The organism is Rathayibacter sp. SD072 (genome assembly GCF_017355185.1).
Taxonomy (GTDB): domain Bacteria; phylum Actinomycetota; class Actinomycetes; order Actinomycetales; family Microbacteriaceae; genus Rathayibacter.
This window is the reverse complement of sequence record NZ_JADILJ010000048.1, coordinates 1-25372: the sequence shown is the minus strand read 5'-3', so window position 1 is coordinate 25372 and position 25372 is coordinate 1. Positions and strand designations below refer to the sequence as shown.

Below are 25372 nucleotides of genomic sequence, written 5' to 3'. Positions count from 1 at the left end.
CCGAGACCCGGCCGGGGAGCAGCAGGAGACCATGCCCGATCAGTACACCTTCACGAACCCCGCGACGCAGTACCCGAACACCACCCCTCCCGTGCAGCACCAGGAGGAGCCCGGCCTGCAGTCGCGGCTCGACCCGCGGCCCGACCTGGGCGAGGACAGCTACCGCGGCACCGGCCGGCTGACCGGGCGGCGCGCTCTGATCACGGGTGCCGACTCCGGCATCGGAGCGGCGGTCGCGATCGCGTTCGCCCGCGAGGGCGCCGACGTGGCGCTGGCGTACCTGCCCGAGGAGGAGGAGGACGCGCAGCACGTGATCGAGCTGATCCGCGCGGCGGGCCGCACCGCGGTGCCCCTCCCGGGCGATCTGCGCGACCAGCGCTACTGCACCGACCTCGTCGAGAAGGCCGTCGAGGGGCTCGGCGGGCTCGACGCGGTCGTGAACGTCGCGGGCAAGCAGGTGTGGCAGGAGGACGTGCTGCAGCTCAGCGACGAGCAGTTCCTCGAGACGTTCCAGGTCAACGTCCTCGCGATGTTCCGCATCGTGAAGGCGGCGGTCCCGCACCTCGCGCCCGGGTCCACGATCATCACGACCGCGTCGGCGGAGGCGCACACGCCTGCGCCCGACCGGCTCGACTACGCGATGACCAAGGGCGCGATCAACAACCTCTCGAAGGGGCTGGCGCAGCAGCTGGCGCCGAAGGGCATCCGGGTCAACGTCGTCGCGCCGGGTCCGACCTGGACGGTGCTGCAGGTGACGGACGGCGTGGACCCCGAGAGCCTGCCGGACTTCGGCTCGAGCGAGTCGCCGATGGGGCGGCCGGCCCAGCCCGCCGAACTCGCACCGGCGTACGTGTTCCTCGCGTCGGCCGAGTCGAGCTTCGTCGCGGGCGAGACGCTCAACGTGAACGGCGGCATGCCCACGCCCTGACGTCCCGCCAGCGGCCGCCCGTGCGCGTCCGCCGAGGCCGCCCTCCTGCTGCTGGTCGAGCAGCCCCGCAAGGGCGTGTCGAGACCCACCCGCTCCCGGGCACGCGGATCTCGATACGTGCGCTCCTCGCGCTACTCGATCAGCAGGGGAGGCGGCGCGCGCGCCGGGGATTGGCCGTCGGCCGACGCGTCGCGGACGGCTCCTGCCGCTCGCTCGGAACGACCGTTCGCGACCGATCAAGGGCGCGAGGACGACCGTTCGCGACGGACGAGAGGCGGGGACGACCGTTCGCGACGGTTCAGCGGCCGGGGCCGCGCCCGCTCACACCGCGCGCGTCAGCACCAGCACCGTCACGTCGTCCTCGTTCGTCCCGTCCTCGGCCCCGGCGCTGATCCGCGCGACCGCGTCGGCCGCGTCCGTCGACTGCGCGACGAGCGCCGCGACATGGCGGAGCGACTCCACCCGTCCGTCGTAGAGATCGAGGATGCCGTCGCTGCAGCTCACGAGCGAGTCTCCCGGCAGCAGGGTCAGCTGCGCGGTCGCCCACGGCTCGTCCGAGTCGATGCCCACCGGCAGGTTGTGCGAGGCGAGGCGGTCCCAGGTGCCGTCGGCGCGCACGTGCAGGGTGAGGCCGTGCCCCGCGTCGAGGTAGCGGACCGTGCCGGTCGCCTCGTCGAGGCGCGCGTGGAACAGGGTGGCGAAGGAGGCGGTCTCGCCCAGGTCCGACGACAGGCTCTCGGAGGCGCGCGACGCGGCCACCGAGAGGTCGTCGTGGCCGCGCGCGCTGCGCACGACGGCACGGACGGTCGCGGCGATGATGCCGGCTCCGACTCCCTTGCCCATGACGTCGCCGACCGTGAAGGCGGCTCCACCCTCGATGTCGTACCAGTCGAAGAAGTCGCCGCCGATGGCGCGCGAGGGCAGGCAGACGCCGGCGAAGGCGTAGCCGAGGACCTGAGTCCGCTCCTTGGGCAGCAGCGCCTGCTGCACGACGGAGGCCTGGGTCAGCTCGAGGTGGGTGAGCTTCTCGCGGGCGCTGATGTCGGCCACCCGCTCCCGCGCCATGCGGGCGAGGTCGTTGACGACCGCGGCGGCCAGCCCGAAGGCGCCCGCCGAGAAGAACCCGCGCGCGATCTCGTTGGGGTTGTCCTCGAGTGTGGATCCGAGGACGAACGGCAGCACCAGCCCGGCCCCGACGCCGAGGCAGGCGAGGGCGACGTGCCGTCGGCCCGGGCCCGCCGCGACCCACACGGTCGGCAGCACGGCGAGGGAGGCGAAGATCGACGCGCTCTCGCCGGTCGCGAAGCGCAGCACGCCCACGACCAGGAAGTCGAGGGCGGGGATCAGCAGCGTCGCCCGCCCGAGCGGATCCACGCGAGGCAGCACGGCCGCGAGCACCGTCGCCCCCAGCATCATCACCACCGATCCGATCAGCGCCGGCGCGCTCGTCACCTCGATCGTCGGCACCGTGACGCTGAGCACGACGGCGACGAGGAAGAGCCCGAGCACGGGCAGCTGCTTCACCAGCGGGATCTGCCGGTCGAAGCCGTTCGCGGTCAGGGCGACGGAGTCGACCGCGGGGAGCGTGCGTGCGCGCCGGTGCGCGAGGGTCGGACTCACGACGCGGAGGAGGGCCGGTGCTTCGCGATGGTCCAGACGTTCCGGCCGTGCTCCCGCTCGTGGTCGAACGAGTCGACCAGGGCCTGGATGAAGGGGATCCCGCGTCCCGACTCGGCGAACTCGTCCGGCATCTCGACGACCGTGTCGGTGTCGACGAGCGGCGGGTCGGCGGTGTCGACCAGCACGGCGCGCAGGACGCTCTCGTCGGCCTCGAGGCGCAGCTGGCAGATGATCGTGGTGGTCGAGGAGGCGTGCTGCACCACGTTCGAGACGAGCTCGATGAGCGCGGTCTCGAACATCATCCGCTCCATCTCGTCGACGTCCGTGCGGTCCTGCCACAGCGTCTCGAGGGCGCCGTGCACGGCCTCGACCCCGTCCGGAGGAGTCCGGAAGACGATGGAGCGCTCAGACACGGTAGGCGTCCTCGGCGCTCTCGAAGCTCGCCAGCACGCGGTCGAGGTTCGAGAGCTTGAGGACCATCGACACCTGAGGGCTCGGGGCGGCGATGCGGAGGTCGCCCCCGGCCTGGCGGGCGCTCTTGAGGCAGCCGACGAGGGCACCGAGTCCGGAGGAGTCCATGAACTCGATGCCGCTGAGGTCGACGACCACGCGGTTCTCGCCCTCCTCGATCACGCGGAGCACGAGGGTGCGCAGCTCGGGGGCCGAGACCATGTTGAGCTTCCCCTCGCCGCGGACGACGGCGATGTCGGGCTCGATCTTCTCGGTGGTGAACGTCATGCGGACTCCTTCTCGGGAACGGCGGACTCCTCGGGGGAGAAGCCCTGGTAGTGGACGGCCTGGAACAGGACGCTGAGCACGACCAGATCGTAGACGGCCCAGGCGATGTTGACTCCGGTGCCGATCGGCTCCGCCCCGTTCACGACCAGGTGGAAGACGCCGACCACGATCGCGATCACGAGCAGCACCATGACCACCAGCTGCACCTTGATCAGGCGCCACGGCGTGCCGGTCGACTCCTGCCGGGTCTTCGGGGTGACGGCGAAGCCGAGCGGGATGCGCAGGATCACGTTGTTTACCGCCGTCCGGCAGGCCTCGAGCCAGACCGGGAACAGCGCCAGGCTGTACTGCTGGCCGCGCCAGGTGGGCGTGCCCTTCGCCGAGACGAGGAAGAGCAGCTGGTTGGCGATCATGAACGGGATGAACCGGACGAAGAAGTCCGCCGCCAGCGAGGTGACCGGCAGGATCCCGAGCACCAGGAACACGATCGGCGCCGCGAAGTAGACGACCGCCGCGTAGCCGCTGAGGTAGCTCCACATCGTGGCGAAGTACATCAGGCGCTGCGGGATCGAGAGGGCCCGCTGCAGCAGCGGGTTCTCGCGGAGGAACACCTGCATGGTGCCCTGCGCCCAGCGCAGCCGCTGCACCAGCATGGTGCCCGCGTCCTCGGGGGCGAGGCCGTCGGCGAGCAGCTCGTGGTGGTAGACGGTCTTCCAGCCGAGGCCGTGCAGGCGCATGCAGGTCGCCATGTCCTCGGTGACCGAGATGGTGGCCAGCGGCATGATCGGCTGGGCCTCGTCGGGCCGGTCCACCGCGATGCCCTGCAGGACCGCCTGGACGGACTCGAGCGCGTTCAGCGGCGAGAGCTCGCGATCGGCGAGCGACGAGACGATCGCCTCGATGTCGACGATCGTGTCGCCGTCGCCTCCGTCGGCTCGCGCGAGCGCGCGGATCTCGGCGAGGTCGTTCTCGAGTCCGGCGACGTCGGAGGCGACGAGGGAGTAGCTGGCCTCGTCGACCGCGCGGTGCAGGTCGTAGGTGATCGAGCCGATCGGCTCCCCGGAGGCGAGGGCGGTGCGCCCGTGGGCGATCGCGGCCGACACGTCGTCCAGGGCCTTCGCCACGGCGGCGTCGCGGGCGGCGGGGTGGCTGCGGGCCTTGGCCACGGCGCGGGAGGCGGTGCGCAGGGCCCGGGCGATGCTCCGGTCGAGCTCGCGGATGTAGCCGGTGATGCCGAGCTGCATCAGCGCCTCGCGGCGGAGGATCGCGTTGGAGCCGCAGAAGAAGGCGGCGTTCCAGCCGTCCTTGCCCTGCTGGATCGGCCCGTAGAAGAGCGGCGCCTGGCTGCCGAGCGGGTCCCCGGTGGCGACGTTCGAGAAGACCTGCGGAGTCTGGACCAGCGCCACCTCCGGGTCGCGGAAGTAGCCGAGCGTGTGCTCGAGGATCTCGGGCCGGGGGATCTGGTCGGCGTCGAGGATCAGGAGGAACTCGCCCACCGTCTGCTCGAGCGCGTTGTTGAGGTTGCCCGCCTTGGCGTGCCGGGGCATGTCCTTCCACGCCTGCGACCGGGTGATGTAGCCCAGCCCGGCTCCCTCGGCGGCCGCGCGCATCTCGGGCCGGTCGCCGTCGTCGAGCACCCAGGTCGAGTGCGGGATCCGCGCGGCCTGCGCCGCCAGCGCCGTCTCCATGACGAGCTCGATCGGCTCGTTGTAGGTCGTGATGAAGATGTCGACCGTGGCCTCGGGGTCGGGCTCGGGCGGCGCCGGCCGGCCCCGTGCGCGCCACATGGTCATGCCGTAGAGGCAGACGTCGACGAGGCTGTAGGTCTCGGCCGCGATCAGCGGCACGGCGATCCACCAGGCGTCCCAGTTCAGGGACGCGACCCAGCGCCACGCGACGTAGTTCACGCCGAGCGTGATCGTGAGCAGCACGATGATGCGCAGGAGCAGCATGCGGCCCGGCGAGACGAGGGTGCTCTCGGTGCCCGGCCCCGTCGCTCCGCTCTTCTGCTTCTTCTTCCCGGGGGCGCTCATCGCGGCACGATCCCGAACAGGAACCGCGTCTTGACCATGACCCAGAGCAGGGCGAGGACGACGACGTAGGCGAGCGTGTCGATCACGATGCTCCCTTGATCGAGGAACGGGACGTTGGCGATGATCAGCACGAAGAGCACGTGCATCACGAACACGTAGAGGGTGGCCTGTCCGAGCGGGATGAGGAACCAGCCGAGGACCCGGTTGATCGGCTTCCACAGGACGCTGAGCAGGGCGTAGCCCGTGATCGTCAGGAGGAGCACGTTCAGCACGCGGCCGAGGTCGAGCGTGGTGCGCTCGAACGCGAAGGAGTAGATCGACGAGAACGTGTTGGCCGGCACGAGTCCGAGCCGCAGGTCGTAGGCGCTGGAGAGGTACGGGTTGTTCCACGAGAACAGCGCGAGCGCGACCGTGGCGATGACCGAGACGGCCAGCACGACGCGACCGGCGCGGGTGGCGAACCAGCCGAGGATCTCGCGCCGGTAGAAGCCCGCCACCATGCCCGTCACGAACAGGGCCTGCCAGGTCAGCAGCGGGAACGAGTCCTCGAACTGCGAGGGCAGCAGGCGCAGGCTCAGCAGCGCCTGCACGGCGTAGAGGGCCCAGCTCACGGCGAGCACGAGGATCCAGCGGCGCCGCGACAGGGCCCACAGGATCAGCGGGGCGATCACGAGCATGACGACGTAGAGGCCCAGGACGTTGACCTGCCACGGGCCGATCCGCAGGAGCGCGATGTCGACGATCGTCTGCGGGTCGACCGGGTAGCGGACGAGGCCGTCGAAGCCGCTGAAGAGGTCGTAGACGCGACCGGTCGCCTCGCTGCCCGCGGTTCCGGTGCCCTCGTCGACGTAGGTCGTCGCGGGCACCGCGTTCACGAACGGCACCAGGCTGACGAAGCCGACGATCAGGGTCACGACGACCGCTGTGACGTAGAGCTTCCAGGCGCGCGCCCCGGTGCGCAGGGTGACCTCGCCGAGGCCGCCGCCGACGATCTTGGGGCGGTGCACCAGGCCGAGCACCGCGCCCGAGAGCAGCACGAACAGCTCCGCTCCCGAGACCATGCCGATCGCCTCCTGCGTCGCGTTCTGGAAGAACGAGACGAGAGCGAGGTGGTTGATGACGACGAAGACGATGGCGCCGCCGCGCAGCAGGTCGATGCGCAGATCGCGCGAGGGCGGGCCGGAGTAGGCGAGGCGGCTCGTCCGTCCGCGCAGGAGCCCCCAGAGCGTCAGCGCGACGGCCGCGAGCAGCACTCCGGCGACGACGATCCAGGCGGCCGCGCCGTCGAGGGTGCCGCCGTCCGTGCGCACCGGACCCGCCGTGCCGTACGGCGAGTAGAGCGGGCCGAACACCAGTCCGCTGCCGGCCGCGTCGGCACGGAACGCCGCGGCGGTCTCGGCGTCGGTCGAGATGCTCCAGTCGATGACGACCTCGCCGACGACCGCGCGGGCCGCGGAGGAGTCGCGCCACAGCACGACGTCCAGGAGCGGGTACTGCGGCCCGGATACCGCGGCGATGACCTGCCGCCACCACTCCTGCTTGATCTCGAGCGCACCGGGTCCGCCCGCTCCGGGGCTGAAGAACGCCGCGGTCTCGAGCAGCATCGGGGTGCCGGTCGCCTCCGAGAAGCGCTGGTAGAAGTCGAGGTCGCCGCCGCCGGCGAGGGCGGTGTCGAGCGCGCCGGGCCGGGGGACCTCGTTCAGCGGCTGTCCGCCGCCGCTGGGGTCGTGGTAGGCCGAGAGCCCTACCCGGTCGACGTACTCGTCGCCCGGGTAGTAGGGGCCGTACGGGTCGTCACCCGCGGCGAGCAGTCCGTCGCCGTCGGTGTCGAGGGCGGGGTCGGTACCGCCGCGCGCCGCCTGGAACGGGTACGCGGCACCGGCGACCGGCGACCACACCACGGCGGCATCGGGCAGGTCCGAGTGCACGGCGTCCGAGAACGCGCGGAAGGCGCCGATGTACGCCTCCGGAGCCTGACCCCACTGCACCCAGTCCGCGTTCATGTCGGGGGCGAAGCGGAGGTAGAGCGGGAGCGCGTCGTCCTGGCGGGCGTCCGCGAGGGCGGCCACCGCCTCCTCGGCATCGCTCTCGTCGAACCCGAGGAGGTCTCCGGAGGGGCGCAGCGTGATCGCGGCGAGCGAGCCCTCGCCCTGGGCCTGGCGCAGGAACTGCGCGAGGTAGGTCGTCTCGGCGCTGGAGAGGGGGAGGGTCGCGGAGTGCTCGAGGACCGCGGCGGGCGCTCCGAGGCGCTCGCTCTGCTGCGCGGCGCTGTCGATGCTCCAGTCCAGGCTGGCGCCGAAGTACGCACCCGACTCGGGCACGAGCACGTCGTCGGGCGGCGCCTGGTCGGCGGCGGCCGCGGCGGGGGCTCCGAGGAGCGAGAGGACGACGGCCGACGCGGCGACGAGGAGTGCGCGTGCTCGGTGAGGCTTCCCGTGCCTCACGTGCGGGTCACCACCAGGACCGTGATGTCGTCCAGCGCCTTGCCCGAGTCGGCGAGCGCGCGGATCGCGGCGAAGAACTCCTCGGTGCTGCCGCACGAGCGGGCGAGCTCGGTCGCCTCGGTGAGGGAGTCGAGAGTGCCGTCGTACAGGTCGAGCAGCCCGTCGGTGAACGAGACGAGGGAGTCGCCGGGCGCGAGCTCGACGGTCTGGTCGACCCAGCCGCCCTCGGTCGCGATGCCCAGCGGCAGGCCGAGCGAGGCCAGGCGCTGGAACGAGCCGTCCGGGCGCAGGAGCACCGACAGCCCGTGGCCGGCGTCGACGAACGACAGGCGGCCCGTCTCCGTCTCGAGGCGCGCGTGGAAGAGCGTGGCGAACGTGCCGGTCGCGGCGAAGTCGTCGAGCAGCTGCTCGTTGACGGCTGCCACGGCGTCGGTGGCGGAGGACCCGGTGCGCGCGTGGAAGGCCGAGCGGACGCCTGCTCCGACGATCGCCGCCGCGGTGCCCTTACCCATGACGTCGACGAGGGTCAGGTCGACGACGTCGCCGCCGCGCCAGCTGTAGAAGTCGCCCGCGAGACCGCGCATCGGGATCGAGAGGCCCGAGAACTCGTAGCCGGCCGGGTGGGTCTCGTCGGCCGGAGCCAGGCGGAGCTGCACGTCGGCGGCGCGGTCGCGCTCGAGCCGGTCGCGCAGCTCCCGCTCCACCCAGTCGCCCAGCTCGTCGAGCAGCGCCTCCTGGTCGGCGGTCAGCTCGCGCGGCACGAAGTCGAGGAGGCACAGCGTGCCCACCGCGAGATCGGCCTCGACGATCAGCGGGCGACCGGCGTAGAAGCGCACGTGGGGTGCTCCCGCGACGTTCTCGTGCGCGGAGAACTCGCCGTCGGTCTCGAGGTCGGGGATGACGAGCATCCGCTGCTCGCGCAGCGTCGCATCGCAGAACGTGCCGGCCCTCGGGTACTCGAGCGGCCAGCCCGGCACCTGCGGCGACTTCGTGAAGAGCGTGGTCTCGTCGAGGAAGTGGATCTCGGCCAGCGCGACCCCGAAGAGGTCCTTCGCCATGCGGGTGATGCGGTCGAAGCGCTCCTCGGGCGGCGTGCCCATGATGTCCAGCTCGCCGAGCGCGGCGAGCCGCGGATCCGGTGCGAGGTCTCCGAGCATGGCTGACTCCTCCGGTCGTCGTTCCCGAGCACGGGCGATCGGCACCGGCGTACCGGTGCACTCCCGACTCTGCACGGGTGTTCGGTGCCGGACGAGGAATAGATGGGAATCCGCACAGAAACCCCCACAGACGGGGGGATCGGCTGCGACGGCGCCGGAGTCGTCACGCGGAGACCGGTCCCGTCACTCCACGCGCGGCCACTCGCTCGTCAGGGATGCCTCGATCGCGCGGTGCCGGAACCCGTAGGGCTTGCCGCGGTCGATGATCCCCCGCACGGTGTCGAGGCGCTGCGCGGTCGTCCCGGCCTCGGTGGCGCGGGACAGCCCGATCGCCTTCGCGATCCGGGTGAGGGTGCGGTCTGGGGCGGGCAGGGCCGCCATCGCCTCGAGGAAGTCCCGTTCCCGCGCGGGCAGGCGACCCAGGATCCGCTCGACGTGGGCCGCCGCCTCCCTCTGCGCCCCTCGCCAGCCGGCGAGCACCTGCTGCCGGGTGATGGTGGAGCCCGTGCCGGCGTACCAGGCGCTCTCGCCGGCCAGCTGGAACAGGAACGGCTCGCCGCGGCAGAGATCGACGATCGTCGAGACGGCATCGGTCTCCATGCGGATCCGCTCCGTTCCTCCGCGGTCGTCGGCGACCTCCCAGCCCGGCAGCACGAAGTCCTGCAGCGCAGCGACGATGTCGTCGTCGTCGATCGCCGTGAGGATCGTCGTCTTGAATCGGCGCGCGAACGTGGCGCCCTTCTGCGCACCCGCCCGATCCTCGAAGTCGGGGAGGCCCGAGAGGTAGACCGCGAGCGGGAGGAACCGGGTCACCCGCGCCCCGCCGGGCAGCTCGACGGTCTCCTCGTGGGTGATCGCGTCGCCGAGGGCGATGAGGAGCTGCGAGAGGGCGCTCTCGTCGACGATGTTCTGCACCTCGTCGAGGTGGACGAGAACGACGACGTCGTGGGCGATCGCCGCGCGACCCACCTCGACGAGCAGCTCGGTCAGTACGGCGTGCGGCTCGGGCCCCTCCTTCCCGCGGAGGGTCAGCGAGAGCCCCGACGCCGCAACAGCCTGGACGCGATCGATCAGGCTCGCGATCCGCTTCTCGCGGGCTGTCGAGAGCCCTGCGGACTCGGCCAGCGCGAGCAGAGCGGCCGCGAGGAGCTTCAACGGATCAGCGCCGGACGGGATCCGCAGCTGCGGTGTCACCCAGTCGCCTCCCGCGGCGGCGTCCCGCGCGATGCGCCTGACGAGCGACGACTTGCCGAGCCCGGGCTCGCCGAGGACCGTGCGACCGCGCTCCGGAAGGCCCCGGTTCAGTCGGGGCCGGAGGACATCGCGCCAGTCGCTGAGCTGCGAGGTCCGACCGGCCCAGATCTCGGGAACGGCGTCGGACCCGGGGCTGAACGGATTGTCGAGGGCGTCGCGCATGCTGATAACTTTACCGTCTGATGTGGATGTCGATAAAGTTATCAGCTCCGATCGAGCGGCCCCACTCTGCGGGACCGGGGGATCCGGAGACGGCCGCCGGGCGGCCTGCTCGATCGGCGGAGGCGGAGAAGGGGCGTGCCCGGCTCGCTCGCGCGGGCGGCACGGGGACGAGCCCGCTCAGCGGGACGGCGGAGGCGGCCCCGTCGTCGCGCGCTGCACCAGCTGCGTCGGCAGCCGCACGTGGAGCGAGCGCGGGGTCTCGCCCGCCATCAGCGCCGTCAGCATCTCGGCGGCGGTCGAGCCCAGCGTCTGCATGGGCTGCCGGACGGTCGTCAGCGGCGGATCCAGTCGCGACGCCTCCGGCACGTCGTCGAAGCCGACCACCGAGAGGTCCCGGGGCACGTCGAGCCCGATCCGCGCCGCGATCTCGATGATGGCGATGGCCGAGACGTCGTTCGCGGCGAAGACGGCGGTCGGCCGGTCCGGGAGCGACAGCAGTGCCGAGGCGGGGCGGCGCGCGGTGTCGTGCTGGTACAGGCCCACGTGCACGAGCCGCTCGTCGAACGCGATGCCCGCCTCCGAGAGTGCGGCGCGGTAGCCGGCCTCGCGCAGTCGGGCGGAGCGGAGGTCGGGGCGGCCCGCGACGAAGCCGATGCGGCGGTGTCCGAGCTCGACCAGGTGGCGCGTCGCCTGCAGGGCCCCGCCGTAGCTGTCCGCCTCGACGGTCGGCAGGTCGGCACGGCCGGTGTGCGGGTCGATCGCGACGAGCGGGATGTCCGAGGCCGCGGTGAGCACCGTCGGCGTGACCATGATCGCGCCGTCGATCAGCGTGCCGCTCAGGCGGCTCAGCGAGCGCCGCTCCCAGCCCTCGCCCTCGCCCTGGTGCGACCCGCTGTAGGCGAGCAGGTCGAAGCGCGAGCCGCGCAGCTCGGCGCCGACGCCCTTCAGGATCTCGGCGCTGAACGGCTCGAAGTCGGCGACGAGCACGCCGATCACCCCGGTCCGGCGCGAGCGCATGCTGCTGGCGACGAGGCTCGACTCGTAGCCGAGCTCGCGCACCACGTCGAGCACGCGCGTGGCCGTCGCGGCGGCGATGCCGTACCGGCCGTTGACCGCCTTCGAGACCGTCGCGACCGAGACTCCGGCCGCAGCGGCGACGTCGTGGATGGTCGGACGGTGACTCACAGGACCGACCGTAACCCTCCGCAGGGCCGTTTGGAAAATGATTTCGAAAACGTTTGACGCTCCCGCCGAGCAGTACGGAGACTGACCTCGCCCACCGGACGAACGGCGGGTGCACCTCGGCGCCGCTCTCCCTGGCGGCGCCCACTCGATGAAGAGAACAGGTCGAACGATGAAGTTCAGAAAGATCGCAGTGGCCACCGTCGCCCTGCTCGGCGCGGCCGCGGCCCTGAGCGGCTGCTCCGCCCAGGAGTCCGGCTCCTCCGACGGCACCGTCTCGATGACCCTCTGGCAGAACTCCACCACGGGCCCCGGCCAGGAGTTCTGGGACAAGACGGTCGCCGACTTCGAGGCCGCGAACCCCGGAGTCACCATCACCCCGCAGGCCATCCAGAACGAGGACCTGGACGGCAAGCTGCAGACCGCGCTCAACTCCGGCGACGCGCCGGACATCTTCCTCCAGCGCGGCGGCGGCAAGATGGCGGCCATGGTCGCCGGCGGCCAGCTGATGGACCTGACCGACAAGATCTCGGACGAGGCCAAGAGCGAGATCACCGAGGGCTCCTTCGGCGCCAACACCCTCGACGACAAGGTCTGGGCGATGCCGGTCGCGGTGCTGCCCGGCGGCGTCTTCTACAGCCAGGACCTCTTCACCGCGGCGGGCATCAGCACCCCGCCGTCGACCCTCGAGGAGCTCGACTCCGCCGTCACCGCCCTCAAGGGCAGCGGCACCCAGGCGATCGCGCTCGGCGGCAAGGACGCCTGGCCCGCCGCGCACTGGTACTACTTCTTCGCGCTCCGCGAGTGCAGCCCCGAGACGATGGCCGAGGCGGCCGACTCGAAGGACTTCTCGGACGAGTGCTGGGTCAAGGCCGGCGAGGACCTCCAGACCTTCTCCGAGACCGAGCCCTTCAACGAGGGCTTCCTCACCACCGCCGCCCAGCAGGGCGCCGGCAGCTCGGCGGGCCTGCTCGCCAACCGCCAGGCCGCCATGGAGCTCATGGGCGCCTGGAACCCCGGCGTCATCGCCTCCCTCACCCCCGACGAGAAGCCCCTGCCCGACCTGGGCTGGTTCCCCTTCCCCGAGGTGGACGGCGGAGAGGGCGAGCCCGGCTCGATCATGGGCGGCGTCGACGGCTACTCCTGCTCGGTCGACGCTCCCGCCGAGTGCGTGGACTTCCTGAACTACCTCGCGACCGCCGACGTGCAGAAGGAGTACTACGCCGCCTTCAACGCCCCGCCGGTCAACCAGGTCGCCCAGGAGGCCGTCACCGAGCCCTACCTCCAGGACATCCTGAAGGCCTACAACTCGGCGCCCTACGTGTCGCAGTGGCTCGACACCGTCTACGGCCTCAACGTCGGCAACGCGCTGAACGTCGGAGTCGTCGACCTGCTCGCGGGCAAGAGCGACCCGGAGCAGCTGGTCGAGGCCGTCAACGCCGCTGCGAAGAAGGCGTAACCATGGCGCTTCGCGAGAGCCCGCTCCTCGGAGCGGATGCGCCCCGCGATCGCGAGAACACCGGGGGTGCTGCGATCGTCGCAGCACCCCCGGTGCGCCGGCGCCGCCGCAGCCTCGGCTGGGCGGGCCGGCTCGAGGTCGCGATCCTGGTCGGCCCCGCGCTGATCGTGTTCCTCGCCTTCGTGATCTTCCCGGTCGTGATGGCCGCCTACTACGGCTTCTTCAGCTGGCAGGGCTACGGAGTGCCGACCGATTTCGTCGGCTTCCGCAACTACCTCACGATCCTCCAGGACCCCACCTTCCACGAGGCGCTGTCCCACAACGGCACGATCGTGATCCTCTCGCTCGTGCTCCAGGGCCCGGCCGCGATCCTGATCGCGCTCCTGCTCAACCGCAAGCTGCGCGGCCAGTCGTTCATCCGCGTGCTGATCTTCGTGCCCTACGTCATCTCGGAGGTCGTCGTCGGCACCGGCTGGAGCCTCATGCTCCAGACCCGCGGCGCCGTCAACGGCATGCTCGAGAACATCGGCCTGGGAGCGCTGCAGCAGGACTGGCTGGCGAACCCGGCGATCGCGATGTGGACGCTGATGCTGATCATCACGTGGAAGTACATCGGCTTCGCCGTGATCCTCTTCCTCGCGGGTCTCCAGGGCATCCCCGAGGAGCTGTCCGAGGCCGCGGCCATCGACGGCGCGTCCTACTGGCAGGTCCAGCGGCGCATCACCCTGCCGCTGCTCGCCCCGACCCTGCGCATCTGGGCGTTCCTGTCGATCATCGGCGCCCTGCAGCTGTTCGACCTCGTCTACATCATCTGGGGCCAGTACGTCTCGTCGACCGCCGGCACCTCGACGATGGCGACCTACCTCGTCACCAACGGCCGCAACGCCGGCAACTACGGGTACGGGAACGCCGTCGCGGTGATCCTGTTCCTGATCTCGCTCGTGGTCGCCCTGCTCTACCAGCGCTTCGTGCTGCGGCGGGACACCGAGGGCGCACTCACCGGAGGCAAGCGATGACCACCACGATGACGGCCCCGCCGATCACCCCCGAGACGCGTCGGCCCCTCGCCGTGAAGCGCCGCCGCCCGCCGGTCGGCCGCGGCACGATGATCGCCTACGTCGTCGCGATCGTGGTGATCGCGCTGATGCTCGCCCCGGTCGCGTACATCATCATCGGCGGCTTCCGCACGAACGCGCAGATCACCACCGACCCGGCCGGGTTCCCGTCGCCGTGGAACGTGCAGAACTACCTCGACGTCATCACGGGCGGCATCTTCTGGCGCGAGGTGGGCAACTCCGCCATCGCGGCGCTGGCCACCACCCTCGGCGTCGTGGTGCTGGGCCTCATGGCCAGCTACGTCCTCGCCCGGTACGACTTCGCGGGCCGCGGAGTGTTCTACGCGCTCTTCGCGGCGGGACTGATGTTCCCGATGACCGTGGCGATCACTCCGCTCTACCTGGTGATCAAGAGCCTCGGCCTGATGAACTCGCTCGCCGGAGTGGTGCTGCCGCAGATCGCGTTCGGCCTGCCGACCACGATCATCATCCTGGTCCCGTTCCTGCGGGCCATCCCGGACGAGATCCAGGAGGCGGCCTTCATCGACGGCTGCAGCCGGATCGGCTTCTTCTTCCGCATGGTGGTGCGCCTGGCGATGCCCGGCGTGATCACGACCGGCATCCTCGCGTTCATCGCGAGCTGGAACAGCTACCTCCTGCCGCTGTTCATCCTCAACGACGAGTCGAGCTTCACGCTCCCGCTCGGGGTCCAGGCCTTCTCGTCGCAGTACTCCGTCGACACCGCCAAGGTGCTCGCGTTCGTCTCGCTGTCGATGATCCCCGCGCTCATCTTCTTCAGCGTCTTCGAGCGCCGCATCGTGGGCGGCCTCACCGGGGCGGTGAAGGGATGACCTCCACCCCGCCGCCCGCTTCCAGCAGAGAGGGTCACGCCGTGGCCGAACCGCACGTCCCCTCGGCCCGCGTCGCCGAGCTCCTGGAGCGCATGACGCTCGAGGAGAAGCTCGCCCAGCTCGTCGGCTACTGGGTCGACCAGGGCGGGGAGGTCGTCGCGCCGCTGGCCGGCGAGATGGCCACCTCCACCCGCTACGAGGACGCGACGACGCACGGGCTCGGGCACCTGACCCGCGTGTACGGCACGCGCCCCGTCGATCCGATCGAGCGGGCGCAGTGGCTGTGGGCCGAGCAGCGCCGCCTCGTCGAGGAGACCCGGCTGGGCATCCCGGCGATCGTGCACGAGGAGTGCCTGACCGGGCTCGCGGCGTGGAAGGCCGCGACGTTCCCCACTCCGCTGGCCTGGGGCGCGTCGTTCGACGCCGAGCTGGTCGAGGAGATGGGCCGCCTGATCGGCTCGTCGATGCGCGAGCTCGGGATCCACCAGGGCCTCGCGCCCGTGCTCGACGTGATCCGCGACCCCCGCTGGGGCCGGGTCGACGAGTGCATCGCCGAGGACCCGTACGTCGTCGGCACGCTCGGCACCGCCTACGTGCGCGGCATGCAGTCGGAGGGGGTCGACGCGACGCTGAAGCACTTCATCGGCTACTCCGCCTCCCGCGGCGGCCGCAACCACGCGCCGGTGCACGCCGGTCCGCGCGAGATCGCGGACGTGCTGCTGCCTCCGTTCGAGATGGCGATCCGCGACGGCGGTGCGCGCTCGGTGATGAACTCGTACGCCGAGATCGACGGCGACCCCGTCGGCGCGACCCCCGCCTACCTCACCGACATCCTGCGCGGCGACTGGGGCTTCGACGGAGTGGTGGTCTCGGACTACTTCTCGGTCGCGTTCCTGCACCTCATGCACGCGGTCGCCGCCGACCTCGGCGAGGCCGCCGAGCTCGCGCTCGAGGCCGGGATCGACGTGGAGCTGCCCACGGGCGACGCGTTCCTCGCGCCGCTCGCCGCCCGCATCGCCTCTGGGGAGATGAGCGAGGAGCTCGTCGACCGCGCGGTGCTGCGCCTGCTCGCGCAGAAGGAGCGCCTCGGGCTGCTCGACGCCCGCTTCGACGACGTGCCTGAATCGATCGACCTCGACTCGCCCGCGCACCGCGACGTCGCCCGCCGCCTCGCGGAGGAGTCGCTCGTGCTGCTCTCGAACGACGGCGTCCTGCCGCTCGCGGCGCCGCGCCGGATCGCGCTGATCGGCCCGAACGCCGACAGCGCGCAGGCGCTGATGGGCTGCTACTCCTTCGCCAACCACGTGCTCGCCCACCACGAGGGCGTGCCGCTGGGCTTCGAGATCCCGACCGTGCGCGAGGCCCTCGCCGACGAGTTCGCGGGCGAGATCCTCGTGGCCGAGGGCTGCGCGGTCGAGGGCGACGACGACTCCGGGATCGCCCCCGCCGCCGACGTCGCCCGCACCGCCGACGTGGCCGTGGTGGTCGTCGGCGACCGCGCCGGGCTGTTCGGCCGCGGAACCGTGGGCGAGGGGAACGACGTCGAGAGCCTCGAGCTGCCGGGCCGCCAGCGCGAGCTGGTGGAGGCGGTCGTCGCCACCGGAACGCCCGTGGTGCTCGTGCTGCTCACCGGTCGCCCCTACGCGATCGACTGGGCCCTCTCGGGCGCCTCGGCCGTGCTGCAGGCGTTCTTCCCCGGCGAGGAGGGCGCCGGCGCGATCGCCGGCGTCGTCTCGGGCCGCGTCGTGCCGTCCGGGCATCTGCCGGTGTCGCTGCCGCGCTCGGCCGGGGCGCAGCCGTTCTCGTACCTGCACCCGATCCTGGGCGGCCCGTCGGACGTGACGAGCGCCGACAGCACCCCGGTGCTGCCGTTCGGCCACGGTCTCTCGTACACGACGTTCTCGCGGAGCGAGCTCTCGGTGGGATCGGACGAGGTGGCGACCGACGGAGTGATCACCGCCTCGGTCCGCGTGCGCAACACGGGCGACCGCAGCGGCGTGGATCTGGTGCAGCTCTACGCGCGCGACGTGTACGCGAGCGTCACCCGGCCCGTCGCCCAGCTGCTCGGCTACGCCCGGGTCGAGCTGGCCGCGGGGGAGGAGGCGCAGGTGCGCTTCGAGGTGCCGGCCGCGCGGCTGGCCTTCACCGGCCGCTCCGGCGACCGCATCGTGGAGCCCGGCGCTCTCGAGCTGTGGGTCGGGCCGGACTGCGCCTCGAAGGAGACGACCGCGTCGCTGGCGCTGGCCGGTCCGGTGTCCGTGGTGACGGCCGCCTCCGAGCGCCTGGTGCGCACGAGCGTGCTGCTCGAGGAGACGACACTGGCGTGATCCGCCCTCCTGCTGGTCGAGCAACCCCGGAGGGGCGTCTCGAGACCCGCCGACTCCGGATCTCGTGGATCTCGATACGCGCGCTCCGCGCGCTACTCGATCAGCAGGGGAGGCGTTCCGGGCCCTGCCGGGAGGGCGATGCCCGCGGGAGGACGGTCGCCGCAGAACCTCAGCCAGGAGCACCCCTCAGCCACCGTCGCGGCTGAGCAGCGCTCCCCACTGAGGTTCTGCATCCTCCCTGCTGGTCGAGTAGCCCCGCAGGGGCGTATCGAGACCCACCGACTCCGGACATCGCGGATCTTGATCGCTCCGTGCGCTACTCGATCAGTGGAGGAGCGCCCCGATCCGTCGCAGACGGCCGCTCGCGCTCTCGTGCGGCGACCGTTCGCGCCGGATCGCGCCGCCCGCAAGGGGTTGCCGCTCCCGGCCGCCGGGCGTGGGATGGACGCAGGAGAAAGGAGTCCCATGACTCAGACCTTCCCCGCATGGCTGCGGGACCAGAGCACGCGCGACGACGAGGTGGGCACGATCGCCCAGGAGTTCGCCGCACGCACCGACCTGCCCGAGCACGGCGGTCGTTCGATCTACGAGGGCTACTTCGCGAGCGAGCCCGCGGAGGCGCAGTCCGGCTTCGACCGGGCCTGGTCCGAGTTCGAGGCCGACGTGCAGCCGTCGCCCGCCTCCGACGACCCGGACGGCCTCCGATGAGCGACACGACGTCCCCGGTCCAGGACCCGGACGACCAGTCCGACAAGCCGTCGCAGGCCGAGGGCGAGGACTCGCGCGACACCCCCGTCGAGGTCCAGCCCGCCGATGGGAAGCCGTCGAAGGCCGAGGGCTGACGCCACTCGCGTGCACAACGAAGGAAGGATCCGTCCCGACCTCCCGATCCGCGCGGATCCGGAGCCGCGGGAGCGGATCCTTCCTTCGTTGTGCACAGGGGTCGCACCGGAGCGGGGACTCACCGCGGCGCGACGACCACCCGGCCGACGCCCCGCGACACGCACGGCATCACCGCCGACTCCCGCTCCTCGGGCGCCAGGACCAGATCGCGGTGGTCCACGTCGCCCTCGACGAGCCGCAGCCGGCACGTCCCGCAGGTGCCGCTGCCGCAGGAGCTCGGCACGGCGATCCCCGCGTCCTCGAGGGCGTCGAGCATCGTCCGTGACGCGGGCACCGCGATCTCGTCGCCGGTCGGCCGCCACTCCACGGTGAACGGCGCGGTCAGCCCGCCGAACGCCGGCACTCCTGCGAAGTCCTCCGCGTGCACCCGGCTCGGCCGCCAGTGCATGGTGAGCGCGCGGATCTCGTCCTGCAGCGCCTCGGGCCCGCAGACGTAGAGGTGCCGCTCGCCCGGCTCGGCGAGCAGCGACCACCAGTCGACCGGCCCGAGCTCGCGGCGGTGGTGGACCCTCAGCGCCGGCAGTGCGGCGGTCAGCTCGTCCAGGTACGGGGACTCCTCGCGGGAGCGGGTCAGGTAGAGCAGCTCCACCTGCGGCGCCCCGCGGTGCCCCAGCTCCGTCAGCATCGCCCGGATCGGCGTGACGCCGATCCCCGCCGCGATCAGCAGGTAGGCGGGTGCCTCGACCAGCTCGAAGGAGTTGCGCGGGCCGTCGACCTCGAGCGCGTCGCCGGCGGCCACGGAGTCGACGAGGCTGCGCGATCCGCCGCGACCGTCCTCGGAGCGCCGCACCGCGATCACGTACCGGGACCGGTCGCGGAGGTCGCCGGTGAGGGAGTAGCTGCGCTTCGCTCCTGAGGGCGTCGCGACTGCGAGGTGCGCGCCCGGCTCGGCGGCCGGCAGCGGGGAGCCGTCCGGGTGCCGGAGCACGAGCTCGCAGACGCCCGCCGTCAGCATCCGCCGCGTGGCGACGACGAGCCTCACGCGGCGACCCCCGGGTCGGCCGCGGCCACAGGGTCACCCGGAACGACCGCATCGCCCGGCCGCAGCACGCCGCCCGAGAGGACCTCCGCGAAGACCCCGACGTTCTCGTGCCCGCAGTGCTCGTGCAGCAGGCGCACCACCGGCACGTCGCGCCGCGCGGTCGTCGGATCGACCTCCGTCGCCGCGCAGCGCCCGGTCTCCTCCAGGACGCGCACGCGCACCTCGCCCAGCTGCAGCTCGCGCCCGACCCAGTCCCGCTCCGCCCACGGCTCGAGGCCGTCGAGGTACACGTTCGAGCGGAAGCGCAGCGGATCGAGGTCGTGCCCGATGCGCTCCGACAGGTCGCGGACCGAGGCGAGCGACACGAGCGAGATCGCGTGCATCATCCGCGGCCCGTTCTTCGCGTTGTCGGTGAAGTTGTAGCCGGCCTGCTCGGCGAGGACCGGCCGCACCCCGTCGGGCAGATCGGCGACCCGCGCGTACAGCTCGACGAACGCCTCGCGCCCGTCGGCCGTCGTGAGGTCGGCCTCGAGCACCCGATGGCCCTGCACGGTGACCTCGACGGTCCTCGCGTCGTCGTCGAAGCGGGTGCGCAGCCCCGCGAGGCGCTCGGTGTTCAGCAGCACGAAGTACTCGCGCTTGGACAGCGGCACGAACGCGTCGGCCCGGTAGGCGCCGTCCGGCTTCGCGAGGGCGTACCGGCGGTCGGTCGGGACGCCGCGTCCGGGCTGCAGAGCCACGCTGTCGAGACGCTCCGGCGTCAGCCCCTTCACCGGGTAGCGGTAGAGGGAGTCGAGTGTCGTCGGCACCGTGCGAGAGTACCCCGCGCCTCCCGCGGCCCGAGCGGTCCGCCCGTCAGCGCGCGGCCTGCGCCACCCGCTCGGTCAGGAGCGCGGCTCCGTCGTCGTCGAGGTGGTCGATCGCGTACGACGTCGGCCAGAGCCCGCCCTCGTCGTCGAGCGCAGCATCGACGCTGAACCCGAACGTCGAGTACCGCGCCTTGTCGACGAGGCCGCTGCGGAAGAACACGATGATCCGGCCGTCCTTCGCCCAGCCCGGCTGCCCGTAGTACAGCTTCGGGCGCAACTCCGGAGCCGCCTCCGTCACGAGCGCGTGCAGCCGCTCGGCGAGCGCGCGGTCCGGCTCCGGCATCTCGGCGATCTTGTCCTCCTGCGCCGTCCGCTCGGCCTCGGCCTTCTCGGCCGCCTTGCCGGCGCGCGCTTCGGCCCGCAGCTCGGCGGCCCGCGCCTTCATCGCCGCTCTTTCCTGGGCCGAGAAGCCCGTGTCGTCGCCCATGGTCGTCCCCTCGTCGTCCCCGCCACGCTAGGCCGTCGGGCGTCCGCGCCGGAAGAGGACCTCGGTGGGGTGGCCGCCGCGCGGGCACCTCCGGCTCGCAGAAACCGGTTCGGCTCGCACGATCCGGCGATTCCTGCGAGCCGAACGCGATTCGACGAGCCCGAGGTCACCGGAGCCGCGCGGCCCGCGTCACTCCTCCCGCACGCGCACCGTCCGCCGCACGTCGACCGCGATCACCGCGCCCGTGATCACCAGCGAGAGCGCGACCGAGCCGGCCGTGTCGCTCAGCCAGTGGTACCCGAGGTAGAGGCGGCTGACGATCTGCACGACGATCAGCGTCACCGCCACGGCGATCGCGGTCACCGTGAACCAGCGCCGCTGCAGCCTGCTCGCCAGCAGGTAGGTCGTGATCAGGAGGAAGTCGGCCGTGCCGAGCACGTGCCCCGACGGGAACGAGAACGTGTGGTCGGGCCCGAAGAGCATCTCGGCGACCGGCGGGCGCGGGTGCTGCACGAGCGGCGCGATCACCTGGGCGAGGATCACGCCGGTCGCCATGCCGACCATCAGCAGCAGGGGCCGCCAGAGGTGCTTGGCCAGGATGATCCACGCGATCAGCACGACGAGGACGACGATCGGCAGCACCACCGGCCCGAACAGCACGGCGAGCACGATCATGGGTCCGGTCCGGTCGCGCTCGACGCGGGCGTCGAAGAAGTCCTCGACCGGCCCGTCGAGGCGCTCGACCCCGGTCTGGGTGAGGACGCCCAGGAGGATCGCGACGAACGCGATCCCGCCGAGCAGCATCAGCAGGCCCGCGGTGATCAGGAGGCGCCGCCGGTCGGCCGCGGTGAGCGTCCGCTCCTCGACGACGAACTTCTCGTGCCAGGCCGAGAGCCGGGCCGTCTTCGAGCCGCTCACTGTCGGGCCCGAGCGGTCGGGAACGGGGCGGTGCAGGTGGTCATCGGCGGGCTCCCTCATCGGCGCTCGCGGCGGTGCGGGCACGAAAGTATGGCGCGCCCCGACCGCGCCGGTCGAGGCTTGCGCGCGGGGCACCGGGGTGCAGTCCCGACGGCCGCGGCCTGGTGCCGACGCGCACCGCGCGCCATCCTGGGCGGATGATCGACGAGAAGCAGACCCTCCTCCTGTACCTGCAGGAGGGCCGCGACGCCCTGCTGACCAAGCTCGAGGGCGTCTCCGAGTACGACGCGAGAAGGCCGCTGGTCGCCACGGGCACCAACCTGCTCGGCCTCGTGAAGCACATCGCGGGCACCGAGGCCGGGTATCTCGGCCTCGTGTTCGGACGCCCGTTCCCCGAGCCGCTGCCCTGGATGGAGGAGGACTCGGAGCCCAACGCCGACATGTGGGCCACGTCCGAGGAATCGCGCGACGACATCGTCGCGCTCTACCGCCGGGTGCACGCCCACTCCGACGCCACCGTCGCCGCGCTGCCGCTGGACGCGCCCGGCGTCGTGCCGTGGTGGACCGACCGCGACGCCACGCTGCACCGGATCCTCGTCCACATCGCGGTCGAGACGCACCGGCACGCGGGGCACGCCGACATCGTCCGCGAGCTGATCGACGGCCGCGTCGGCCTGCGGCGCGAGGGCGACAACCTGCCCGAGGGCGACGCCGCCTGGTGGGAGGCGTACCGCGCCCGGCTGGAGTCGGTGGCGCGGGACGCGCAGTCGCGGACGGCCGACCCGCAGAAGTGAGGCCGCTCCTGCTGATCGAGCAGGCCGCGCAGCGGCCGTCTCGAGATCGGTCCCGGTCGGTCGCGGGTCGCCCCGGTTCGCACCCGCGTCACCGCCGCGTCGCCCGCCCGTCACCCGAGTGGGCGACACTGCCGGGATGGGGCGCGGACCGACGGCACGACTGACGGCGGCGCTCGGCCTCCTGCTCGGGCTCTCCGGAGCAGCGCTGCTCCCGGCCGTCGCGCGTGCGTGGCGGGTCTGCTTCGAGGCGAGGGCGTTCGGCGGGCGCGAGTGCGGAGCGCTCCAGTCCGATTTCGACTACACCCTCGTGCTGTCGGTGTGGGGAGTCGCGCTGCTGCTCGTGATCGCAGGCCTCGTCCTCGCTCGCTCGCGGCGCAGCCCGTTCGCGTGGGCGCTGCTGCCGCTCCTGCTCGGCAACGGCATGACCGACTACGCCGCGGCTCCGCTGCTCAACGGCGGCTACTCGTCGTGGGACTTCCCGCCGGGGATGGGCTTCTGGGCGGCGGGCTGCCTGCTGGCGACGGGCGCGATCCTCATCGTCGGGGCGCTCTGGCCCCGGGCGCGCTCGGCCGAGTACGAGCCGGAGTCGGTCGCCGCCTGACCGCCGACGCCGCTCAGCGCTCCGGCTGCTCGTCCTCCGCGGCGGCGATCGCCGCCCGGCCGCCCACCGCCGCGCCGTAGAGCGCGAGCGCGAGCATCGCGAGGCAGCCGACGAGGACCGAGACGAGCAGCGCCTCGATCGGCAGGGGCAGCACCGCCGGCACCGCCGACGCGATCGCGACCGCCCCCGCCCCCACCGTCGGCCTCTCGGCCCGCCGGTGCGCGGCCAGCCAGGCGGCGTCGCCCGCCAGAGTCGACGGCAGCCGGATCCCGGCGACCGGATTCCGGCCGAGGCGACCGCCCGCCGTGGCCCGCGCCATCCAGACGAGCAGCACGCCCGATCCCGCCATCACGGCGCCCAGCACGATCCGTCCGATCACGTCCTCCATCCCTCGAGACTACGGACGACCCGGCTCCGTCCCGCGCAGGCGTCCCGCCGTCAAGGGGTGGGGCCCGATACGGCCTCGCCTTAGCGTCGACAGCGACGGATGCGGGGACCCCGCGTCGCGCGGGATCGGGAGGACACCATGCAGAAGCTCTACTACGCCAGCGGATACGTGCTCCTCGGCGACGCCATCTGCACCGCGGTCGTGGAGTACGCGCAGGCGCTCGCGAACGTCGGCAAGTCGGATCTCGTCGTCGTGCCGTCGTTGTCGGACGAGGGCATGCTCGGCGAGACGCGCCTGCTGCTGGGGCCGGCGAGTCAGCTCTTCGCGAGCCCTGCGCTCGACCGCGGCGTCGACCTCGACGATCCCGCGGCCGTCGAGTCGATGCGCGAGAAGACCCGCCACCTGCAGCCCGCCCGACCGCAGGCGCAGCCGGCGGAACCCGACGAGGACGACTTCCTCTGAGCCCGACCTGCTCGTCGAGGCCTACTTCTCGAGCGTCGTGCTCGGGCTCTCGCCGAAGCGGTGCGCGTACGACGCCGAGAAGCGCCCGAGGTGCGCGAAGCCCCAGCGGTGCGCGACCTCGGTCACGGTGACCGCTCCGGAGTCTCCCCCGCGCAACTCCTTCTGCACCGCGTCGAGACGGATGCGCCGCAGGTAGTCGAGCGCGGTCATGTCGAACTCGCGGCGGAACTCGCTCTGCAGGGTGCGCAGGCTCATGTCGGCGGCCTGAGCGATCTCCTCCGTGCGGATCGGCAGGTGCGCGTTCGAGTACATGAACTCCACGGCGGAGCGGAGCCGTCCGCTGCGCGGCACGAGGAGGTCGTTCTGCGCGGTGAGGACCGCGTGCGGGAACGTCTCGAGCAGGGCGACGGCCGCGGCGCGGTTCGCCTCGCTGCGCAGGAGAGGCGTGCTCTCGTCGGAGTAGATGACGCGCGCGATCGCCGCGACGGTCGCCGACCAGCGGCGCAGTCTCTCCCCGGTGGGGCGCGCCGTCGAGTCGAAGAGCAGCGGACCGGGCTCGACGTTCTCGACGTCCTGGGCGATGCCCTCGAGGTAGGCGCCGTCGAAGTGGATGAGGTTCTGCCGGTAGTCGTGGAACTCGAACGCCGTCGGCCGGTCGTTCACGAACATCGCGGGCTGCCCGAGCTGCAGCGCGACCGGGTCGCCGTCGATGTCGGTGACCCCGGTGCCCGATGTCAGCCACGAGACGACGTACTCGCCCTCGGTCTGGATGCGGCCCTGCACGGATCCGGCGAAGTAGCTCCCCCGGAGCGTCACGTCGGCGTCGCCGACCGAGGTGTAGCGGTAGGCGAAGTCGTCGCCGGGTTCGACGGCGAAGCGGTGGCCGTTGTAGGCCCCCTCGAACATCAGGCGGGCCTCGTCGATGTCGTGGCCGCTGATGTCGGAGCGGACGACCTCGGGGGAGGAGTCGTTCATTCCGATCAGCGTCCCATGCGGGAGGCGCCTGCGTCGACGCCGGATTCCACGAGTTCGTTAAGCGGATAAACGATTCAGGGGGCCGTACGCCTGCGTCATCGCGTGCACCGTCGCACTGCGGAACTCCGAGAGCAGGACGACCGAGTGGCGGTGCCGCCCCTGCACGGCCAGCGAGAAGGCGTCGCCCGAGGTCGAGTCCCACCAGGCGTCGACCTCTGCGGCCGGGATGCGGACGGTCCCGTCGTCCTCGCTGAGCACGAGCGCATCGGGCAGCACGAGGAGCGTGCCGGTCACTCCGTGCACGCGGGAGGAGCAGGTGAAGACCGACTCGGGGTCCTCGCGGCCGGCGAGCCCCAGGAAGTCGGTGATCCCGTCGAGCGGCGAGTGGTCGGTCCCGTCGTCCCTCCCCGCCCCGGGGGCTCCGCCGACGTCGCGGTCGGCGTCACCGGTGGAGTTCATCGTGTCTCAGGCCGCGTGCGTCAGGCCGACGCTCTCGGGCTGGGGAGCCGGCTCCGGGATGACGCGCAGGCCGCGGCCGCTGTTGGCCTCCTCCATCAGCGATCGGACCCACGTGGGGTTGATCGCCGGCATGCGGCTCCCGTTGAACGAGAACTGCAGCGGGATGGCGGGGTGCAGCCAGAGGGTCTGACGACCGGTGCCGTGGGTGTTCGACGCCTCGATCTGGAAGGCGAACGCCTCGTTGCGGCGGAACTTGTTGATCATGACGATCTGCAGGTGCGCGAGCGCGCGGTCGTCGATGTCGTGGGCGGTGGCGGGAGTGCCGTAGAGGAGGGAACCCATGTGCGGAGTCCGTTCTGTGAGATCGCCGCGGTGTCGGCCGCG

26 protein-coding genes are annotated in these 25372 nt (G+C 72.0%); 10 read left to right on the top strand and 16 right to left on the bottom strand.

Features of this window, described 5'->3' with window-relative positions; genetic code table 11:
* Window positions 1-31 precede the first annotated feature (31 nt).
* Window positions 32-928: an SDR family oxidoreductase gene (locus IOC53_RS15790; protein WP_207407180.1), complete on the top strand. Its 897-nt coding sequence runs from the start codon at window positions 32-34 to the stop codon at window positions 926-928.
* A gap of 321 nt (window positions 929-1249) precedes the next feature.
* Here the strand turns inward: IOC53_RS15790 and IOC53_RS19560 are convergent, their stop codons facing one another.
* From IOC53_RS19560 to IOC53_RS15750, 8 genes are all read right to left on the bottom strand, one after another.
* Window positions 1250-2548, bottom strand: coding sequence for a PP2C family protein-serine/threonine phosphatase (locus tag IOC53_RS19560; protein ID WP_207407177.1), 1299 nt, complete (start codon window positions 2546-2548; stop codon window positions 1250-1252).
* Window positions 2545-2961: an ATP-binding protein gene (locus IOC53_RS15780; protein WP_207407176.1), complete on the bottom strand. Its 417-nt coding sequence runs from the start codon at window positions 2959-2961 to the stop codon at window positions 2545-2547. The genes IOC53_RS19560 and IOC53_RS15780 overlap by 4 nt, the downstream gene beginning before the upstream one ends.
* Complete coding sequence (locus IOC53_RS15775) at window positions 2954-3286, bottom strand: STAS domain-containing protein (protein ID WP_207407174.1); 333 nt, start codon at window positions 3284-3286, stop codon at window positions 2954-2956. The genes IOC53_RS15780 and IOC53_RS15775 overlap by 8 nt, the downstream gene beginning before the upstream one ends.
* A complete protein-coding gene (locus tag IOC53_RS15770) occupies window positions 3283-5238 on the bottom strand; it encodes a glycosyltransferase family 2 protein (RefSeq protein ID WP_207407179.1) in 1956 nt (651 codons plus the stop codon). The genes IOC53_RS15775 and IOC53_RS15770 overlap by 4 nt, the downstream gene beginning before the upstream one ends.
* Window positions 5239-5315: 77 nt before the next feature.
* Entirely contained in the window at window positions 5316-7763 is a 2448-nt protein-coding gene (gene opgC / locus IOC53_RS15765; RefSeq protein WP_207407173.1) for an OpgC domain-containing protein, read from the bottom strand.
* Window positions 7760-8920, bottom strand: coding sequence for a PP2C family protein-serine/threonine phosphatase (locus tag IOC53_RS15760; protein WP_207407172.1), 1161 nt, complete (start codon window positions 8918-8920; stop codon window positions 7760-7762). Before IOC53_RS15760 ends, opgC begins: the two co-directional genes overlap by 4 nt.
* A 183-nt stretch (window positions 8921-9103) precedes the next feature.
* Window positions 9104-10336 (bottom strand): ATP-binding protein, encoded by a 1233-nt coding sequence (locus IOC53_RS15755; RefSeq protein ID WP_207407171.1) that lies wholly within the window; start codon window positions 10334-10336, stop codon window positions 9104-9106.
* Between the two features lie 177 nt (window positions 10337-10513).
* Window positions 10514-11521 carry a LacI family DNA-binding transcriptional regulator gene (locus tag IOC53_RS15750; RefSeq protein ID WP_207407170.1) on the bottom strand — a complete coding sequence of 336 codons (1008 nt, stop codon included), beginning with the start codon at window positions 11519-11521 and terminating at the stop codon, window positions 10514-10516.
* Window positions 11522-11690: 169 nt separating this feature from the next.
* Here IOC53_RS15750 and IOC53_RS15745 point away from each other — a divergent pair, with 169 nt between their 5' ends.
* The 6 genes from IOC53_RS15745 (at window position 11691) to IOC53_RS15720 (ending at window position 18052) form a co-directional block, all read left to right on the top strand.
* Window positions 11691-12977: an extracellular solute-binding protein gene (locus tag IOC53_RS15745; protein ID WP_207407169.1), complete on the top strand. Its 1287-nt coding sequence runs from the start codon at window positions 11691-11693 to the stop codon at window positions 12975-12977.
* A 2-nt stretch (window positions 12978-12979) separates the two neighbouring features.
* A complete protein-coding gene (locus IOC53_RS15740) occupies window positions 12980-13993 on the top strand; it encodes a carbohydrate ABC transporter permease (RefSeq protein WP_207407167.1) in 1014 nt (337 codons plus the stop codon).
* Entirely contained in the window at window positions 13990-14883 is an 894-nt protein-coding gene (locus IOC53_RS15735; protein WP_374070868.1) for a carbohydrate ABC transporter permease, read from the top strand. The genes IOC53_RS15740 and IOC53_RS15735 overlap by 4 nt, the downstream gene beginning before the upstream one ends.
* Before the next feature lie 92 nt (window positions 14884-14975).
* Window positions 14976-17210 (top strand): glycoside hydrolase family 3 N-terminal domain-containing protein, encoded by a 2235-nt coding sequence (locus IOC53_RS15730; protein WP_242683413.1) that lies wholly within the window; start codon window positions 14976-14978, stop codon window positions 17208-17210.
* A 465-nt stretch (window positions 17211-17675) separates the two neighbouring features.
* Entirely contained in the window at window positions 17676-17918 is a 243-nt protein-coding gene (locus IOC53_RS15725; RefSeq protein ID WP_207407165.1) for a hypothetical protein, read from the top strand.
* On the top strand, window positions 17915-18052 hold the full coding sequence (locus tag IOC53_RS15720; protein ID WP_158078007.1) for a hypothetical protein: 138 nt from the start codon (window positions 17915-17917) through the stop codon (window positions 18050-18052). Before IOC53_RS15725 ends, IOC53_RS15720 begins: the two co-directional genes overlap by 4 nt.
* Before the next feature lie 119 nt (window positions 18053-18171).
* On the opposite strand, the gene IOC53_RS19555 is transcribed toward IOC53_RS15720, so the two are convergent.
* The 4 genes from IOC53_RS19555 to IOC53_RS19545 form a co-directional block, all read right to left on the bottom strand.
* On the bottom strand, window positions 18172-19095 hold the full coding sequence (locus tag IOC53_RS19555; protein ID WP_207407164.1) for a PDR/VanB family oxidoreductase: 924 nt from the start codon (window positions 19093-19095) through the stop codon (window positions 18172-18174).
* Window positions 19092-19904: an MOSC domain-containing protein gene (locus IOC53_RS19550; protein ID WP_207407163.1), complete on the bottom strand. Its 813-nt coding sequence runs from the start codon at window positions 19902-19904 to the stop codon at window positions 19092-19094. The genes IOC53_RS19555 and IOC53_RS19550 overlap by 4 nt, the downstream gene beginning before the upstream one ends.
* A gap of 46 nt (window positions 19905-19950) precedes the next feature.
* The gene (locus IOC53_RS15705) at window positions 19951-20391 is read right to left on the bottom strand and encodes a DUF1801 domain-containing protein (protein ID WP_207407162.1); all 441 of its coding nucleotides are present in this window, start codon (window positions 20389-20391) and stop codon (window positions 19951-19953) included.
* A 189-nt stretch (window positions 20392-20580) separates the two neighbouring features.
* Window positions 20581-21309 carry a phosphatase PAP2 family protein gene (locus tag IOC53_RS19545; protein ID WP_307786222.1) on the bottom strand — a complete coding sequence of 243 codons (729 nt, stop codon included), beginning with the start codon at window positions 21307-21309 and terminating at the stop codon, window positions 20581-20583.
* Window positions 21310-21506: 197 nt separating this feature from the next.
* Here IOC53_RS19545 and IOC53_RS15695 point away from each other — a divergent pair, with 197 nt between their 5' ends.
* The gene (locus IOC53_RS15695) at window positions 21507-22103 is read left to right on the top strand and encodes a DinB family protein (RefSeq protein ID WP_207407160.1); all 597 of its coding nucleotides are present in this window, start codon (window positions 21507-21509) and stop codon (window positions 22101-22103) included.
* A 136-nt stretch (window positions 22104-22239) separates the two neighbouring features.
* Window positions 22240-22704 carry a hypothetical protein gene (locus IOC53_RS15690; protein ID WP_207407158.1) on the top strand — a complete coding sequence of 155 codons (465 nt, stop codon included), beginning with the start codon at window positions 22240-22242 and terminating at the stop codon, window positions 22702-22704.
* A gap of 13 nt (window positions 22705-22717) precedes the next feature.
* On the opposite strand, the gene IOC53_RS15685 is transcribed toward IOC53_RS15690, so the two are convergent.
* The gene (locus IOC53_RS15685; RefSeq protein WP_207407157.1) at window positions 22718-23092 is read right to left on the bottom strand and encodes an SdpI family protein; all 375 of its coding nucleotides are present in this window, start codon (window positions 23090-23092) and stop codon (window positions 22718-22720) included.
* A gap of 138 nt (window positions 23093-23230) precedes the next feature.
* Between IOC53_RS15685 and IOC53_RS15680 the strand changes: the two genes are divergently transcribed.
* Window positions 23231-23554 (top strand): hypothetical protein, encoded by a 324-nt coding sequence (locus IOC53_RS15680; protein WP_207407155.1) that lies wholly within the window; start codon window positions 23231-23233, stop codon window positions 23552-23554.
* A gap of 21 nt (window positions 23555-23575) precedes the next feature.
* On the opposite strand, the gene IOC53_RS15675 is transcribed toward IOC53_RS15680, so the two are convergent.
* The 3 genes from IOC53_RS15675 to IOC53_RS15665 are packed head-to-tail and all read right to left on the bottom strand — an operon-like array spanning window position 23576 to window position 25330.
* Window positions 23576-24529 carry an AraC family transcriptional regulator gene (locus tag IOC53_RS15675; RefSeq protein ID WP_207407154.1) on the bottom strand — a complete coding sequence of 318 codons (954 nt, stop codon included), beginning with the start codon at window positions 24527-24529 and terminating at the stop codon, window positions 23576-23578.
* Between the two features lie 57 nt (window positions 24530-24586).
* On the bottom strand, window positions 24587-24988 hold the full coding sequence (locus IOC53_RS15670) for a hypothetical protein (RefSeq protein WP_207407153.1): 402 nt from the start codon (window positions 24986-24988) through the stop codon (window positions 24587-24589).
* Window positions 24989-24994: 6 nt separating this feature from the next.
* Window positions 24995-25330, bottom strand: a complete 336-nt coding sequence (locus IOC53_RS15665) for an ATP-dependent DNA ligase (protein WP_207407152.1) — start codon at window positions 25328-25330, stop codon at window positions 24995-24997.
* Between the last annotated feature and the right edge of the window lie 42 nt (window positions 25331-25372).